This is a genomic window from Clostridium sp. AF12-41, from assembly GCF_003461685.1.
GTDB lineage: Bacteria > Bacillota > Clostridia > Lachnospirales > Lachnospiraceae > Otoolea > Otoolea fessa.
In genome coordinates this window covers 106,796-121,711 of record NZ_QTXO01000006.1, presented here as the reverse complement: position 1 = coordinate 121,711, position 14,916 = coordinate 106,796, and the positions used below count along the sequence as shown (strand labels likewise).

Below are 14,916 nucleotides of genomic sequence, written 5' to 3'. Positions count from 1 at the left end.
ATCACTCCTCCGTGCCGGTCAGGGATTTAATCTGATCCACCCACTCAGAACCGATGTAGGATTCCATCTCGTCATAGCACGGCTGTACGGCACTCTGGAATGCCTCTGTATCTACATCCTCAGAAGATACGATCGTCATGCCCTGAGACGTCAGATCCGACTCCATCTTTTCAGCGGTTGCATCGTTATTTTCACGTGTTTCTTTGGCTGCTTCCTGTGCTGCTTCTTTTAAGATCGCCTGATCTTCCTCAGATAAGGACTCATATACGCTGGTAGAAATACATACCGGAAGTGGAGAATAGAACAGGTTTACATTATCAATGTATTTGCAGATATCCGGGAAACCGTTGGTATATAATACGCTTAACGGTGCATCACAGCCATCTACGGTACCCTGCTGCAGAGCAGTTAAAAGCTCGCCCCATGCCATCGGGGTTGCATTTACACCCAGTGCCTTATAAGCAGACAGGTAAATCTTTGTCTCCATGCAGCGGATCTTCAGTCCATTCAAATCGGACGGTGCTTTGATTTCTTTGTCCTTTGTACATAACTGACGGAATCCGCCCTCAGAAAATGCAAGACATGTAACGCCTGTTCCGTCCATATTGTCGATCAGGGACTGACCGAAATCGCCGTCTACGATCTCACGTGCCTGTGCCAAATCGCTAAAAATGAACGGAAGATCCAATGCACCGTTTGCCGGTACATAAGAAGAAACATATGCATTCGTCATGACTGCCATGTCGCATGTTCCGGTCTGCATGCCTTCCCACATCTCCGGCTCGGAACCAAGCTGACTGCTCGCATACAGGTTGACCGCAATTCTGCCCTCGGATTTTTCTTCCACGATCTCTTTGAATTTGGTTGCTGTAAAGTGATACGGATCATCTGCGTTTGCTGCGGTCGTATAACCGATGCTGAGTGTTGTCTCGGCATTCGGGTTAGCGGTGTTCTCGACTGCCGCCTGTGTTCCTGCCGCCGCTGCCTGTGTGGTACCACCTGCCTGTCCGCCGCCGCACGCTGTCATGCTGAGCGCTGTCACTGCCGCTAATGCCCCTGCCAATACTCTGTCTTTCCTCATAATGTAAAATCCTCCTTCTAAAAAATGTGCATTTATATAAATTTATCTGCATACCACTTCTTCCGGTACCTTCTGGACCATGTCCCGTATCTGTGCTTCCGCAATCCCACAGGTCAGCATCACGGCGATAAACCGTTTCAATTCCGAAACGGGTGTCGGCGCCCCTTTCTGCCCGCGGTCCGTTGCCAGATATACGTGTCCACTTCCAACGGTCCGAATCGTCTCTGCCATCTCTTCCGGCATCACACTTTTCTGTGCCAGATTAAACCAGTTCTTCTCAATCACAACCCCCAGCTTCGCCAGTTCCGCCTGATCGTCTCTTCCTATCCTCGTCCTTGGAAACTCTGGATGTGTCAAAATCATATTGACCCCCCGTTTCCGTCCTTCCCTGCATAAAATCAGGGATTCCTCCGGGCTGATATGTCCTGTTGCCAGAAATGCGTCTTTTTCCTTGATAGCATCCATGATGTCGTAGACGCATTCTTTTAATGTTCCATCCTGTTCCAGAATGGTAATACCCCTGCGGTCGAAGAAATCTCCCTCCATGTTTCCGAATACTAGGCTGTTTTTCGCATCCCGGGTCGGCATCCATACAATTTTTGCCCCCGCCCGCAATGCATTTTTCACCGCGTATACATTCAAGCCGCCCGCCGGGCAGTTGAGGCAGAGCCCGCCATACGCTTTCGCCTTACAGCCGCTGTAGCGGTTGATCAGTTCTGCCCGCAAAGCCGTTGATTCATAATGACTTTTCAGCATCACTCCCGCCATTCCTGCCGCGTCTGCCTCCCGGATCAACTGGAATCCATCCAATTCTCTCGGAAAAACAGAGGGCGATGAATGTACATGTAAATCGTACGCACCTTTCAGAAGCTCTTCCGCTTTTTTATTTGCGTCAAGTTCAGTCATAATTCTTCTGTCTACACCCTTTCCGTTTGATAGACTCTTTGAAAGTATTCCGCGGTTTTCTTTCTTTATCCCCATTCTAACACCGGGCATTTGTCTCTGTAAAACAAGTATTCACAGAGTTGACACAATACCCAGCTTGTTTTCTGCCCTTTCCTTCTGTTTTTGCATTTGTTTCTGTTAATTTTTAAAGCTGTCACTTTTTATACGGGCAGGTTTCTTCCCCTAGCAAATTTCCCTCCGTCCCTTGAATCTACAAGGAAAATACAGTATAATGAAAGTTAAACACGGTCTGCACACTGCAGGGCAGTCCGCATGAGAAAGTTTATTTTGCAAAATAAGGAGTTTACTGAGATGAATTTAACCACTGTAAGAGAAATTTACCGTTCCAGAGAGACGTATCTGGACAAAGAAGTTCAGATCGGCGGCTGGGTACGAAGCGTGCGCGGTTCCAAGAACTTTGGCTTCATCGTTGTGAGCGATGGCAGCTACTTTGAGACACTTCAGGTTGTTTACCATGATACAATGCCGAACTTTGCGGAGATCTCCAAGTTAAACGTAGGCGCATCCATTATCGTAAAAGGTACCCTGGTTGCAACCCCGGAGGCAAAGCAGCCGTTCGAGATTCAGGCGACCGAGGTAGCCGTTGAGGGACCGTCCGCTTCGGATTATCCGCTTCAGAAGAAACGCCACAGCCTTGAGTATCTGCGTACCATCTCCCACCTGCGTCCGAGAACCAACACCTTCCAGGCTGTGTTCCGTGTACGTTCCCTGGCAGCTTACGCGATCCATCAGTATTTCCAGGAGCGCGATTTCGTGTATGTCCACACTCCACTGATTACCGCAAGTGACTGCGAGGGCGCCGGTGAGATGTTCCAGGTTACCACGATGGATCTGAACAATGTTCCGAAAAAGGACGACGGCACGGTTGACTACTCCCAGGATTTCTTCGGAAAACCAACTAACTTAACTGTCAGCGGTCAGTTAAACGGCGAGACCTACGCGATGGCATTCCGCAATATCTACACCTTCGGACCGACCTTCCGCGCAGAGAACTCCAACACGACCCGTCATGCAGCTGAGTTCTGGATGATCGAGCCGGAGATGGCATTTGCGGATCTGAACGACAACATGGAAGTTGCCGAGGATATGTTAAAATATGTCATCCGCTACGTCTTAGAGCACGCACCGGAAGAGATGAATTTCTTCAACCAGTTCATCGACAAGGGACTCCTTGACCGCTTAAACCACGTATTAAATTCCGAATTCGGTCATGTAACCTACACAGAGGCTGTCCGCATCCTCGAAGAGCACAACGACGAATTCGACTACAAGGTATTCTGGGGCTGTGACTTACAGACCGAGCATGAGCGCTACTTAACCGAGAAGATCTTCCAGAAACCGGTCTTCGTTACCGATTATCCGAAGGAGATCAAGGCATTCTACATGAAGATGAACGAGGACGGCAAGACCGTTGCAGCGATGGACTGTCTCGTACCGGGCATCGGCGAGATCATCGGCGGCAGCCAGCGTGAGGACAGCTTAGAGAAGTTAGAGGCGCGTATGGACGAGCTTGGACTTAAAAAGGAGGACTACGATTTCTATCTGGATCTGCGTAAATACGGTTCCGCAAGACACTCCGGATTTGGTCTTGGATTCGAGCGCTGCGTGATGTACTTAACCGGCGTTTCCAACATCCGCGATGTCATCCCGTTCCCGAGAACCGTAAACAACTGTGAACTGTAAACAATAAGCAACTATGGGGCTGTCGCAAATACTGGAATCTGCTTTCTGCTATTTGCAGCAGTCCCTTTTCTATTATTATTTCAATATGTACATACGGAGTGACAGACTCCTGAAAGGGGGAGAGAATGTGAAATTTATCCATACCGGCGATATCCACTGGGGCATGTCCCCGGACAGCGACAAGCCGTGGAGCCGGGAGCGCAGCCGCGATATCCGCGATACGTTTACCGCCATCATCGCCAAGGCAAAAGAACTGCGCGTGGACTGCCTGTTCATCGCGGGGGATCTGTTCCACCGCCAGCCGCTGCTGCGCGACCTGAAAGAGGTCAATTACCTGTTTTCCACGATCCCGCAAACACAGGTTGTCATCATCGCGGGCAATCACGACCGGATCCGCAAAAATTCAGCTGTTTTAAGCTTTTCCTGGGCTTCCAACGTGACGTTTCTGGAAAGTGAGGATGTCTCATCCGTCTATTTTGAGGATATCAACACCGAGGTGACCGGCTTTTCTTACTATACTGCGGAGATCCCGGAGCCGCGCCTCGATGCTCTTGAAGCGCCGGAGGATGGAAAAATCCACATTCTGCTGGGGCACGGCGGCGACGCGAACCACGTCCCGATTGACCGGGCGGCGCTGGCTTCCTCCGGATTTTCGTATATCGCACTGGGGCACATCCACAGGCCAGAGATCCTACTGGACAAAAAGATGGCATACTGCGGTTCCCCGGAGCCGCTTGATAAGACCGAGACCGGCAGGCACGGCATCCTTTACGGCGAGATCGACCCGGAAAGCTGTCAGGTAACGACACTGGACTTTATTCCGATGGCGAAGCTCCGCTACATCCCGCTCATCGTCCGCGTCACGCCGGATACGACCAACACGGAGCTGTACTTAAAAATCGCCCATGAGATCGAACAGCGCGGCAATGACAATATTTTCCGCTTCAAGGTGCAGGGCATGCGCGATCCCGATATTTCCTTCGATCTGGACGCCTTAAAGCTGCGTTTCCGCATCGCGGATATCATCGATGAGACGGAACCGCAATACGATTTTTCCGCCCTGTTTGCCGAGCATCCAAGCGATATGATCGGCTTTTACATCCAGGCACTGAAAAAACCGGACATGAGTCCGGTGGAGAAAAAGGCGCTGTTTTACGGCATCCACGCCCTGCTTCTCACCACCGATGAAAGGAGTTAGCTTCCATGCGTTTTCTTGATCTTTATATCAGTGGGTTTGGAAAATTTCATGACACAGCCGTCTCCTTTGAGGATGGGTTAAACGTCATTTACGGTAAAAATGAAGCCGGCAAATCCACGATCCACACCTTTATCCGCGGCATGCTCTTCGGCATCGAGCGTCAGAGGGGGCGCGCCGCCAGAAACGACATCTACAGCAAATATGAGCCATGGGAAAACAGCGGCACCTACGAGGGGCAGCTCCGGCTTGAATCCGACGACGGCACCATTTACCGGATCGAGCGCTCGTTCCAGAAAAATAAGAAGGAATTTACCGTCATCAACGAGACGACCGGACGCGAGGAACCGGACGGCCGCGCCGTTTTGCAGGAAATTTTGGGCGGCATGAGTGAAACCATGTACAACAACACCATCAGCATCAGCCAGTTAAAGAGTGCGACCGATGAAGGCATGGTTTCGGAACTGAAAAACTATATTGCCAACATGAATACATCCGGCAATATGGCGCTCAATATTACCAAGGCGACCGCCTATCTGAAAAATCAGCGCAAACAATTTGAATCCCAGTTAAGCCCGGAGGCTTCGGTCAACTATACCTCCCTTCTTAGCGAGATCCGCGCGCTGGAACGCGAGCTTTCTTCGCCAAAATATGAGAATCAGTTACAGGAATACTCAAGGCTGCGTGACTCGGTCCGAAATGAACTGGAACATCAGAAAATAGAAAAAGAAGATTTATCCGACCGGCTGCAGAAGAGCCGTCAGGTACTGGATGAGTTTTCCTTTACGGACGAGGCGTCCATCGAGGCGTACCGCAATCAGGCTGAAACACTCTACCAGGACTATCAGCATGCACAGGTGTCTTCCTCCAGCAAGGGATCCCGGTTTTTCCAGGTGTTTTTCTTTGTCACAGCGGCGATCTGCGCCATCTGCGCGGCATACTGCGGATATCTGGCGTTCTTCCCGCTTCCGTCTCCGTGGCTGGGAGCTGGTCCCACCGCCCTCATCTTTGGCGTCGCCGCTCTTGTGCTTCTCATGCTGGGAATCTGCGTCACACGGCACCGGAGCCGCCGCAGGCAGGAGGCGGAGAAAAGTGCCTCTGTTTTATCGGAGATTTTGCGCCGCCACCTGGGCGAATCCGAGATTTCGGATGAATCCATGAAGCTTTTGTCCCAGCGGCTGGACCGCTTCATCACGCTCTGCCACGCCGTTACAAACTCGGAGGATTCACTGGTAAAACGTTCCGAACAGATCTCGGCGCTGATGGCAAAGCAGAATGACTGCAGCCTTGTCATCGAGGAACAGCAACGCGTCCAATGGGAGTTAGAAAAAAAGCTGGAGCACCTATCCGCCTGCAAAGACCGGGCAGCGGCGCTCAAACACATTTTAAATGAAAATGAGCGCATCCATCAGGAGATCGCCTCCGTGGATCTGGCGCTTGATACCTTAAAAGAGCTTTCCACCACCATCCGGGATTCTTTCGGCCTGTACTTAAATAAGACTGCGTCCGACCTGATCGCCGGAATTACCGGCGGAATTTATTCCAGCATCAGCATCGATGAGAACCTGAATGCGTTTTTAAACACCCGCCGGAAGCTGATCCCGCTTGAACAGGTCAGCAGCGGCACCGCCGACCAGATCTATCTGGCGCTGCGCCTCGCCGCCGCCCACTTTATCCAGGGCGATGCAGACCGGCTGCCGCTCATCTTTGACGACAGCTTCGTCCTCTACGACGACGAGCGCCTGAGAACCGTCCTCAAATGGCTGCCAACCGCCTATTCCGGGCAGATTCTTGTATTTACTTGTCATGAGAGGGAGATGCGGGTGCTGAAGGAAGAAGGAGCTGCGGTGCATGAAGTGCGGTTGTAGGACTCCTTTCATACATAACCGTGACATTGCCTGTTTCCTATGACATTAAAAAGAACGCCATTTTCTGACATGTATTGGTCCGGAAATGACGTTCTTTTTGTTTCTATTTTAAAGGTCTATTTTTAGTCCCGTATTCCCGCCCGATACTTCGCCAGCAGCTTATTGATACGTCCAGTCGGATTTAACAGCTCGCTTAAGGAGGCATCGTGGTTCAGGTTATCGATGATGAGCGCGATGTATTTGCTCATATCGACGCTGATATAGTACGGTCTGGAGAGAAGCTCCGGTGTCTGGTATACCAGGTTGGTGGTCAGGACGCGGTCGATCAGACCGTTCTCATAGTACTCGTCAAACTTCTGCAGTCCGTTGGTAAACAGACCGAAGGTCGCACATACGAATACCTTTCTCGCCTTGCGGCTCTTTAATTCCTTCGCTACATCTAACATGCTCTCGCCAGAGGAGATCATATCATCGATGATCAGGACATCCTTGCCCTCTACGCTGGATCCCAAGAACTCATGAGCAACGATCGGGTTGCGTCCGTTGACGATCCTGGTGTAATCGCGGCGTTTGTAGAACATACCCATGTCGAGTCCCAGCACGTTGGAGAAGAAGACAGCGCGGGACATACCGCCCTCATCCGGGCTGATGACCATCATGTGATCGCTGTCGATCTCCAGCTCTTTCTCATTTTTCAGCAGATATTTGATAAACTGGTAAATCGGCTGAACGGTCTCAAAACCCTTGAGCGGAATTGCGTTCTGGACACGCGGATCGTGTGCATCAAAGGTAATGATATTCTCAACGCCCATATCTACCAGCTCTTCCAGTGCCAGCGCGCAGTCTAAGGACTCACGGCCGGAGCGCTTATGCTGGCGGCTCTCATACAGGAACGGCATGATTACGTTGATACGGCGTGCCTTTCCACCTGCTGCCGCAATGACACGTTTCAGATCCTGATAATGATCATCCGGGGACATATGGTTTACCATGCCGCACAGAGAATATGTCTGGCTGTAGTTGCAGACATCCACGATCAGATACAGATCATCGCCGCGCACCGACGCCTTGATCTCGCCCTTTGCCTCGCCGGAACCAAATCTCGGTGTGTTTGCCCCGATGATGTAGGAGTCTCTCTGATAACCTGAAAATGCGATCGACGTCTTGTGCTCGCTCTCGCGCTCATTTCTCCAGTCCACCAGATATTTGTCTACCTTGCCTACCAGTTCCTCACATCCCTTTAATGGAATCAGTCCCAGCGGACCTACCGGTATCGTCTCAATGATTTTCTCTTCGTACAGCATTTTCCATTTTCCTCCAGCCTGTTTACTCTCTGTTAATTCGCTTTTTTTGCATATGTTAGCGCATTCTAACGTCTCTTTTATATCATTATGTCCCTTATAAGTCAACCCATTACCGGTTTTCCAGCTTTTTTCGTATCCGGATATCCTCGCCGTAGAGCGGAATGATCTGATACTGGCTTATGATCCGTGACATGACGCGATCGGTAAACTCGTCGCGCATCTCATTGACCGGCAGATTGGTGGAAATGATCGTGCCTTTCTTCCGGTTTAAGCGCTCGTTGACCACATAGAAGAGCTGGGAAGTCGTAAACGTATTCACCAGTTCCGTCCCCAGATCGTCGATGATCAGCAGATCGCACTCTAATAAATACTGGGAGCGGTCGCGATCCTCATCGGTCGCATCATTTGCGAAGCGGTCCCTTGAAAATATCTCATACATCTCCACCGCTGGGAGATACACGACGCTGAAACAGCGCTCAATCAGCTCTTTCGCGATGCAGTTGCTTAAAAACGTCTTTCCAAGCCCCGTTTTTCCGGTAAATAAGATATTTCCCTTTTCTTCTTTAAATCCGTCCACATAGCGGTGGCAGAACGCCGTCACCTGCTCCATATACGCGCGGGCAGTCTTGCCGCTACGCGGATCGATCTTCGTGTCATCAAAATAATCATAGGAAAAATGAGAAAAATTTTCCCGCTCCAGCACTTCCCGGATATTCGACTGGGCGTATAACAGATCGATCTCCCGCTGACGGAAACAGTGGCATTTTTTGCCGTCTTTGTACCCGGTATCCTTACAGTCCGGACAATTATACTGCATCTCCAGATAGTCCGCCGGATAGCCGTAGGCGCTCATCAGCACCTGGCGCTGCTCTTTCAGGTCTGCGATTGTCCCTCGCAGACGTTTCACCGCGTCCGCATCGCCCGCCAGAAGCTCTTTCGCGCTCTTGACCGCCGCGGCGGCGATCGCGTCGTTCATCTCCCGGACCGCCGGTATTTTCTCATAGACCTCGTCAACCCGCGCGTCCAGCTCATGTTTCTTCTGAAGCTGTGTCCGGTTATAAACACGCATGATCGATTCATACTGCGAATTACTGAGTGCCATCGTCCCCTCCTGTCTTCTGCGCTCCGTTTATCATGCTCCATACCATCTCGTCGTAATCATATCCGTGTTCCTCTAGATTGTGGAACCGGTTGGAAGAACGGCTGCTGCCTGCAGACGCCTGCCGGCGCTTCGCCCCGCCTTCTTCCTTCCGTTTTTTATCTAGCTCTGACACATCCCGGAAGCTCTTGACGCCGGCATTTTTCCAATCCCGCAGGATCTTGTCTGCATAGTCAAACGACGGTTTATGTATCTGCCGGATCGTGCGGCTGCACGCCTCGACGATCAGCTCCCGCGTGAAACCGTACTCCCAGAACCATTTTTCGATAAATTCACTCTCGACCTCCGCCGGACTCCGGTCCGAAAGCCCCATCGCCCGCATAACCGCGAATGAACCCTTCGTGTAGCCCCTGCCGCTCGCTTTCGCCTGTTCCACATCCTTGATGCCGCGCTTATGCCAGCCGAGCGCCACCTTTTCCATATAGCGCAGGCTGGTGTGGTGGTTCTGCACGCAGTACTCAATCAGGTATTCCAGCAATTCCCCGGAAAATCCCAGATTCGAATAGAGATTTCCAAGAATCTGGCAGTCTGTCGGTGTGAGCAGCTTGTTTAAATACTGCTGGGCAATATAAATGAGCTGCTTAAACGACTCATCCGAGGTCAGACGTGACATATCGCAGGCTGCGGCTTCCCGGGCGGCAGTTTTGGCAGATGGCGCAAAAGAACCAGCACTTGCCTGGGATTCCGTTGAAGCAAAAACCGGTGAAATTTGCTGTCCCGGCGTCTCCTGAAACGATCGCTGTGCCTCTTCACCGACTTCCGTTCCCAGCACCCCGGCTCTCTGCCAGTATGCCAGCGCGCGCTGCACGTCCGCCTCCGTGTGGTTGAGCGCGTCCGCGATCTGTCCGATCGAGACTTCCTCCTGCTGGTGGCGGAGCAGGTACAGATATACCTTCACATATTCTCCACTGGCTCCCGCCATATATGTATCAATAAATACGTCCGGAACCGGCGTCGCGCCCACCGCCAGCCGGTTTTTGAATCCTATTCCCATCGTCTAATTTCCCTCTTAGCCATTCTGTGTCCTCACATTTCCTGTTACCATTTATCTATCAGCAGCCTGCGGCTGTGTAAACCATTCAAACTGCTGTATTTTACTTTTATTTTGAAATATTCTCTATTTGTTCCATCCAAATCTTCCTGTTTTCTTACTTTTCCACCGTTTTGATTTTGTTTCCGGACTTTTCCACAATTTTGCTCCGGACAAGACAGTTTTCATCCATTTATCACAGGTTCACTGCGTCTGTTCCTATCATAACATACCTTTTTTTAAAAAGAAATACTCCTAATTATGGTTCGCGGCCGACACTTTTAGACCAATTTTTCCACTATTTTGATTGTGGATAATGTGGATAATGTGGAAAAAGCCTTCAAAAATCCTCAAAAAATAACCCTTCCTCCGACAAAATCCTTATTTTATCAACATTTTCGGCATTTCCCCATTTCCGCATTTAGGCGCAAAAAATCCACATAGTTCCTTTACATAATATGTTGAAAACTATGTGGATAATGTGGATAACTATATGTACACTCGGAGTGCATCTATTTCGCAAGGAGGTTTTCCCCTACATTTACAACGTCTCCGGCGCCCATGGTTATCAACAGGTCGCCCTGTGTACAATGTTCCATGACAAATTTTTCTATTTCATCGAACGTCGGCAGATACCATGCTTCTTTTCCTTTTTCTTTTAGAAGTTTCACGATATCCTCTGAGCTGATGCCGAGCGTGTCCGTCTCGCGCGCCGCGTAGATATCCGCCAGAATGACTTTATCTGCCAGTGAGAGCGCCTCGGCAAACTGCGGCAGAAATGCCTTCGTCCGCGTGTAGGTGTGCGGCTGGAAAATGCACCAGAGTGTCTTGTGTGGATAGTTCTGCGCCGTCTTTAAGGTAGCCTCGATCTCATGCGGATGATGCGCATAGTCGTCGATGATGGTAAATCCATTTACCTCACCCTTCTTTTCGAACCGGCGGTTCGTTCCGGTAAAATGTGCCAGTCCCGCACGGATGGCATCCATGGAGATACCATTTTCCAGGGAAACTGCAATAGCTGCCAGCGCATTATATACATTGTGCTCACCTGCCACACCGAGCGTCAGGCGCTCTTTCTTCTCGCCGCCGATATAAAGGTCGAAGGACGGATGCGCGTAAGCGTCATACTGGATATCACCAGCGCTGTAATCGTTGCCGCGGCTGTGACCGAAAGTAATGACCTTGCCTTTTACCGCTTCTATGATCTCCTGATAGTTCTCGATATCGCCGTTGATGACAACCGCGCCCTGAGCCGGTACGCGCTCGGCAAACAGCTTGAAGGAGCGGCGGATATCCGCCAGATCCTTGAAGAAATCGAGATGATCTTCTTCTATATTAAGGATGACCGCCATCGTCGGGTAAAAGGATAGGAAGCTGTTGGTATACTCACACGCCTCTGTCACGAAAAATTCCGGTCCGCCGACACGGATGTTGCCGCCGATCGCCGGAAGAATGCCGCCGACCGAGATCGTCGGGTCATTTTTCGCCTGCAAGAAAATCTCCGTCACCATCGAAGTGGTTGTCGTTTTGCCGTGTGTTCCGGCAATCGCGATCGCATTTTTATAGTTCCGCATCATCTCGCCCAAGAGTTCCGCACGGGTCAGCATCGGGATGCCGCGCCGTTTTACTTCCTGAAATTCCGGGTTATCCGGGTGAATCGCCGCCGTGTAGACTACCACATCGATGCCATCCTGGATATTCTCCGCTTTCTGTCCGATATATACCTTCGCGCCGCGCGCCTCCAGGTTATCGGTCAGCTCCGAACGGTGTGCGTCCGAGCCGGACACAGTGAATCCCTCGTCCATCAAAATCTCTGCCAGTCCACTCATGCTGATACCGCCGATTCCGATGAAATGGACGGATTCTGGTTTATTAAAATCAATCTGATATACATTCTCACTCATATTTGTGCATTCCTTCCCCGCCGCAGGCGGTTTTTGTTTTCGCAGACGCCATAGAAAAACGATATGGAACCGCGAGGCATTGTGTTTTCACGTCCTTTTAATTTAACTTCTTTTACATGAAATTGTCAATATAAGGCAAAAAAAAATAAAAGATACACGCCAGCCATCGCACTGCGATCCGTCTGTAACATGCATCTTTTATATCATTTAAGTTATGTCTTTTTCTTAGCGTCCCGTTGCCAGACACTTGCCGAACAGCATGGTTTTATAACGGTTTAACGCCGCCAGAAGAATGCTTCCCAGCACGCCGATTGCCAGCACCTCGCCGATCCCGACGGTCAGCATCATGAACGGAATCAGATCCTCAGAGCCGTATGCAAACCGGAGCACCCACGGTACAATGATCGTGTTGGCCAGGATCGGCGGTACACATACTAAAACCTTACTCTTGCGGAGCGCATAGGAGCCGACTGCCCCGATCAGGGTTGCCAGGCTTCCGAATACGATATCCAGTCCGGCTGCCCCGCAGAACAGATTGGATAAAAAGCATCCGACAAAGAGTCCCGGGATCGCTGCCGGGGTAAAGAACGGCAGGATGCAGAGTGCTTCCGAAATACGGAACTGCACCGGTCCGAAGCTGATCGGCTGGAATGCCATCGTCAGCGCTACGTAGATGGCCGCGATCACCGCGCCATACGCCAGAAAATACGTGTTTTTCAGGTTGTTTTCTTTCATATTCAATTCTCCTTTAGTTTTGTTTTACGAGTGGAAGGTCACGAACACTCGATTCATTTTACGCCGGGAATCGGCGGAAGCCCTGTAAGACCTTGTTTTTATGGGCTTTGCAACGGGTATGAGTATAACATAGAGCAGATAGAAATACAAGTTTTCTTTTCGCTTATCGCCACTGCAAGTTCTGCCACTGGCCACACGGAACACGGGCAAAAATTTTTTCTCTATTTCTCTATCACTCTGCCATAAAAAAGCACTTTCCCTTTCTTTCTATCTCCTGTATAATAGAATCTACATGATTTTGTGCCGGATGCTGCACAGACAGTTGAATCATTCGGGAGATATTGCATTTGCACATTTGACTCAGCTCCCCGACACTCGTCAACCCCATTTCATCATCACAAAGGAAGTATGTATTTTATGAAAGCACTCTATGAACGCTGGACAGCCATCAGCCTGCCTAAACGAATTCTGGGCGGCATGATTCTCGGCGCTGTCCTGGGAATGATGATTCCGCAGGCAGTCGGACTCTCAATCCTTGGAAATCTATTTGTCAACGCATTAAAGGGCATCGCGCCCCTGCTCGTATTTTTCCTTGTTATCAGTTCCCTCTGTCAGGCAAAGCAGAGCCACGGCGGCATCATCCGCACCGTTGTCTGCCTTTACCTGTTCAACACACTGCTCGGCTCTGTGATCGCGGTCGTCGCAAGTAAACTGTTCCCGATCACCCTGACACTTGCACAGGCTGCAGAAGAAACCTCTGCCCCGCAGGGAATCGCAGAAGTCCTGCAGACACTTTTATTAAATGTCGTAAAGAACCCGATCACCTCCATCGCAGAGGCAAACTACATCGGTATCCTGGCGTGGGCGGTTCTCTTCGGCGTGGCGATGCGCGGCGCCAGCGAACGCACGAAAGAAATTATGGACAATTTTGCAGCGGCACTGTCCAAGGTTGTTACCTGGATCATCAACTTTGCCCCGTTCGGTATTCTCGGACTTGTGTTTGACACTGTATCCACCAACGGTTTACAGGTATTTACCGAATATGGACGGCTTCTCGCTGTGCTGGTTGGCTCGATGCTGTTTATCTACTTCGTAACCAACCCGATTCTCGTATACTGGTGCATCCGCCAAAACCCGTTCCCGCTGATTTTCAAGTGTCTGAAACGAAGCGCGGTCACCGCCTTCTTTACCCGGAGCTCAGCGGCAAATATCCCGATCAACATGGAAGTCTGCGAGGAAATGGGACTGGACAAAAATACCTACTCTGTTACCATCCCGCTCGGTGCGACCATCAATATGAACGGTGCGGCTGTTACCATCACCGTCATGACGCTGGCGGCAGCCAATACGCTGGGAATTCCGGTGGATATTCCGACCGCCATCATTTTAAGCGTCCTGTCGGCACTTTCCGCCTGCGGCGCATCCGGTGTTGCCGGTGGTTCCCTGCTCTTAATTCCGCTTGCCTGCTCCTTGTTTGGCATCTCCAACGATGTGGCCATGCAGGTCATCGGTGTCGGATTTATCATCGGTGTAGTACAGGATTCGGTCGAGACAGCACTCAACTCTTCCTGCGATCTTCTGCTTTCCGCAGCGGCACAGTTTAGGGAGTGGAGAAAAGAAGGACGGGAGATTACCTATTAAAATTATATTATATGCATATTGAAATCAATTTTTCCATATGCTATAATGCCAATAGGCAAACGAATGACAGTACTCACAGAGTACACAAAAAGCCCCCGGTGTGTGCTGACACCGGGGGCTCGCCTTTTTTGAAAAGGAGGCTTAAACCTTTGCTACCTACTCATCTCCATCCAGCCACTTACAAATATAGTAAGCCACAATGCTGGCTATCACAGAGAGCACGAATGACAGTATTCCTCCCACACAGTACACCCCCTTTCCGCACCTGTCTAGGGGTGGTAGCTGTATCAGTATAACACAGAAATTAATCACTCGCACTATATTTGTGCTTCTGCATCTTTTTTAATTGC

General features: G+C 50.4%; 11 protein-coding genes. 4 read left to right on the top strand and 7 right to left on the bottom strand.

Features of this window, described 5'->3' with window-relative positions; all coding sequences use genetic code 11:
* Position 1: 1 nt before the first annotated feature.
* Both DWV73_RS10465 and DWV73_RS10460 read right to left on the bottom strand, forming a co-directional pair.
* Complete coding sequence (locus DWV73_RS10465) at positions 2 to 1,081, bottom strand: TRAP transporter substrate-binding protein (RefSeq protein WP_107001704.1); 1,080 nt, start codon at positions 1,079 to 1,081, stop codon at positions 2 to 4.
* Positions 1,082 to 1,123: 42 nt separating this feature from the next.
* Positions 1,124 to 1,987: a DUF6282 family protein gene (locus DWV73_RS10460; RefSeq protein ID WP_107001705.1), complete on the bottom strand. Its 864-nt coding sequence runs from the start codon at positions 1,985 to 1,987 to the stop codon at positions 1,124 to 1,126.
* 351 nt (positions 1,988 to 2,338) lie between these two features.
* On the opposite strand from DWV73_RS10460, the gene asnS reads away from it, so the two are divergent.
* The 3 genes from asnS (at position 2,339) to DWV73_RS10445 (ending at position 6,793) form a co-directional block, all read left to right on the top strand.
* A complete protein-coding gene (gene asnS / locus DWV73_RS10455) occupies positions 2,339 to 3,730 on the top strand; it encodes an asparagine--tRNA ligase (protein ID WP_107001706.1) in 1,392 nt (463 codons plus the stop codon).
* Between the two features lie 127 nt (positions 3,731 to 3,857).
* Positions 3,858 to 4,928 (top strand): DNA repair exonuclease, encoded by a 1,071-nt coding sequence (locus DWV73_RS10450; protein ID WP_117796652.1) that lies wholly within the window; start codon positions 3,858 to 3,860, stop codon positions 4,926 to 4,928.
* Between the two features lie 5 nt (positions 4,929 to 4,933).
* Positions 4,934 to 6,793, top strand: coding sequence for an AAA family ATPase (locus DWV73_RS10445; RefSeq protein ID WP_117796651.1), 1,860 nt, complete (start codon positions 4,934 to 4,936; stop codon positions 6,791 to 6,793).
* Positions 6,794 to 6,915: 122 nt separating this feature from the next.
* Here the strand turns inward: DWV73_RS10445 and DWV73_RS10440 are convergent, their stop codons facing one another.
* From DWV73_RS10440 to DWV73_RS10420, 5 genes are all read right to left on the bottom strand, one after another.
* On the bottom strand, positions 6,916 to 8,097 hold the full coding sequence (locus DWV73_RS10440) for a ribose-phosphate pyrophosphokinase (protein WP_022359580.1): 1,182 nt from the start codon (positions 8,095 to 8,097) through the stop codon (positions 6,916 to 6,918).
* 109 nt (positions 8,098 to 8,206) lie between these two features.
* Positions 8,207 to 9,199 (bottom strand): ATP-binding protein, encoded by a 993-nt coding sequence (locus DWV73_RS10435; protein ID WP_117796650.1) that lies wholly within the window; start codon positions 9,197 to 9,199, stop codon positions 8,207 to 8,209.
* Positions 9,186 to 10,250 carry a DnaD domain protein gene (locus tag DWV73_RS10430; protein ID WP_117796649.1) on the bottom strand — a complete coding sequence of 355 codons (1,065 nt, stop codon included), beginning with the start codon at positions 10,248 to 10,250 and terminating at the stop codon, positions 9,186 to 9,188. The genes DWV73_RS10435 and DWV73_RS10430 overlap by 14 nt, the downstream gene beginning before the upstream one ends.
* Positions 10,251 to 10,798: 548 nt before the next feature.
* Positions 10,799 to 12,190 carry a UDP-N-acetylmuramate--L-alanine ligase gene (gene murC / locus DWV73_RS10425; RefSeq protein WP_117796648.1) on the bottom strand — a complete coding sequence of 464 codons (1,392 nt, stop codon included), beginning with the start codon at positions 12,188 to 12,190 and terminating at the stop codon, positions 10,799 to 10,801.
* A 225-nt stretch (positions 12,191 to 12,415) separates the two neighbouring features.
* Entirely contained in the window at positions 12,416 to 12,925 is a 510-nt protein-coding gene (locus DWV73_RS10420; protein WP_117796647.1) for a QueT transporter family protein, read from the bottom strand.
* Positions 12,926 to 13,342: 417 nt separating this feature from the next.
* Here DWV73_RS10420 and sstT point away from each other — a divergent pair, with 417 nt between their 5' ends.
* Positions 13,343 to 14,566 carry a serine/threonine transporter SstT gene (gene sstT / locus DWV73_RS10415; RefSeq protein WP_117796646.1) on the top strand — a complete coding sequence of 408 codons (1,224 nt, stop codon included), beginning with the start codon at positions 13,343 to 13,345 and terminating at the stop codon, positions 14,564 to 14,566.
* Positions 14,567 to 14,916: the final 350 nt, after the last annotated feature.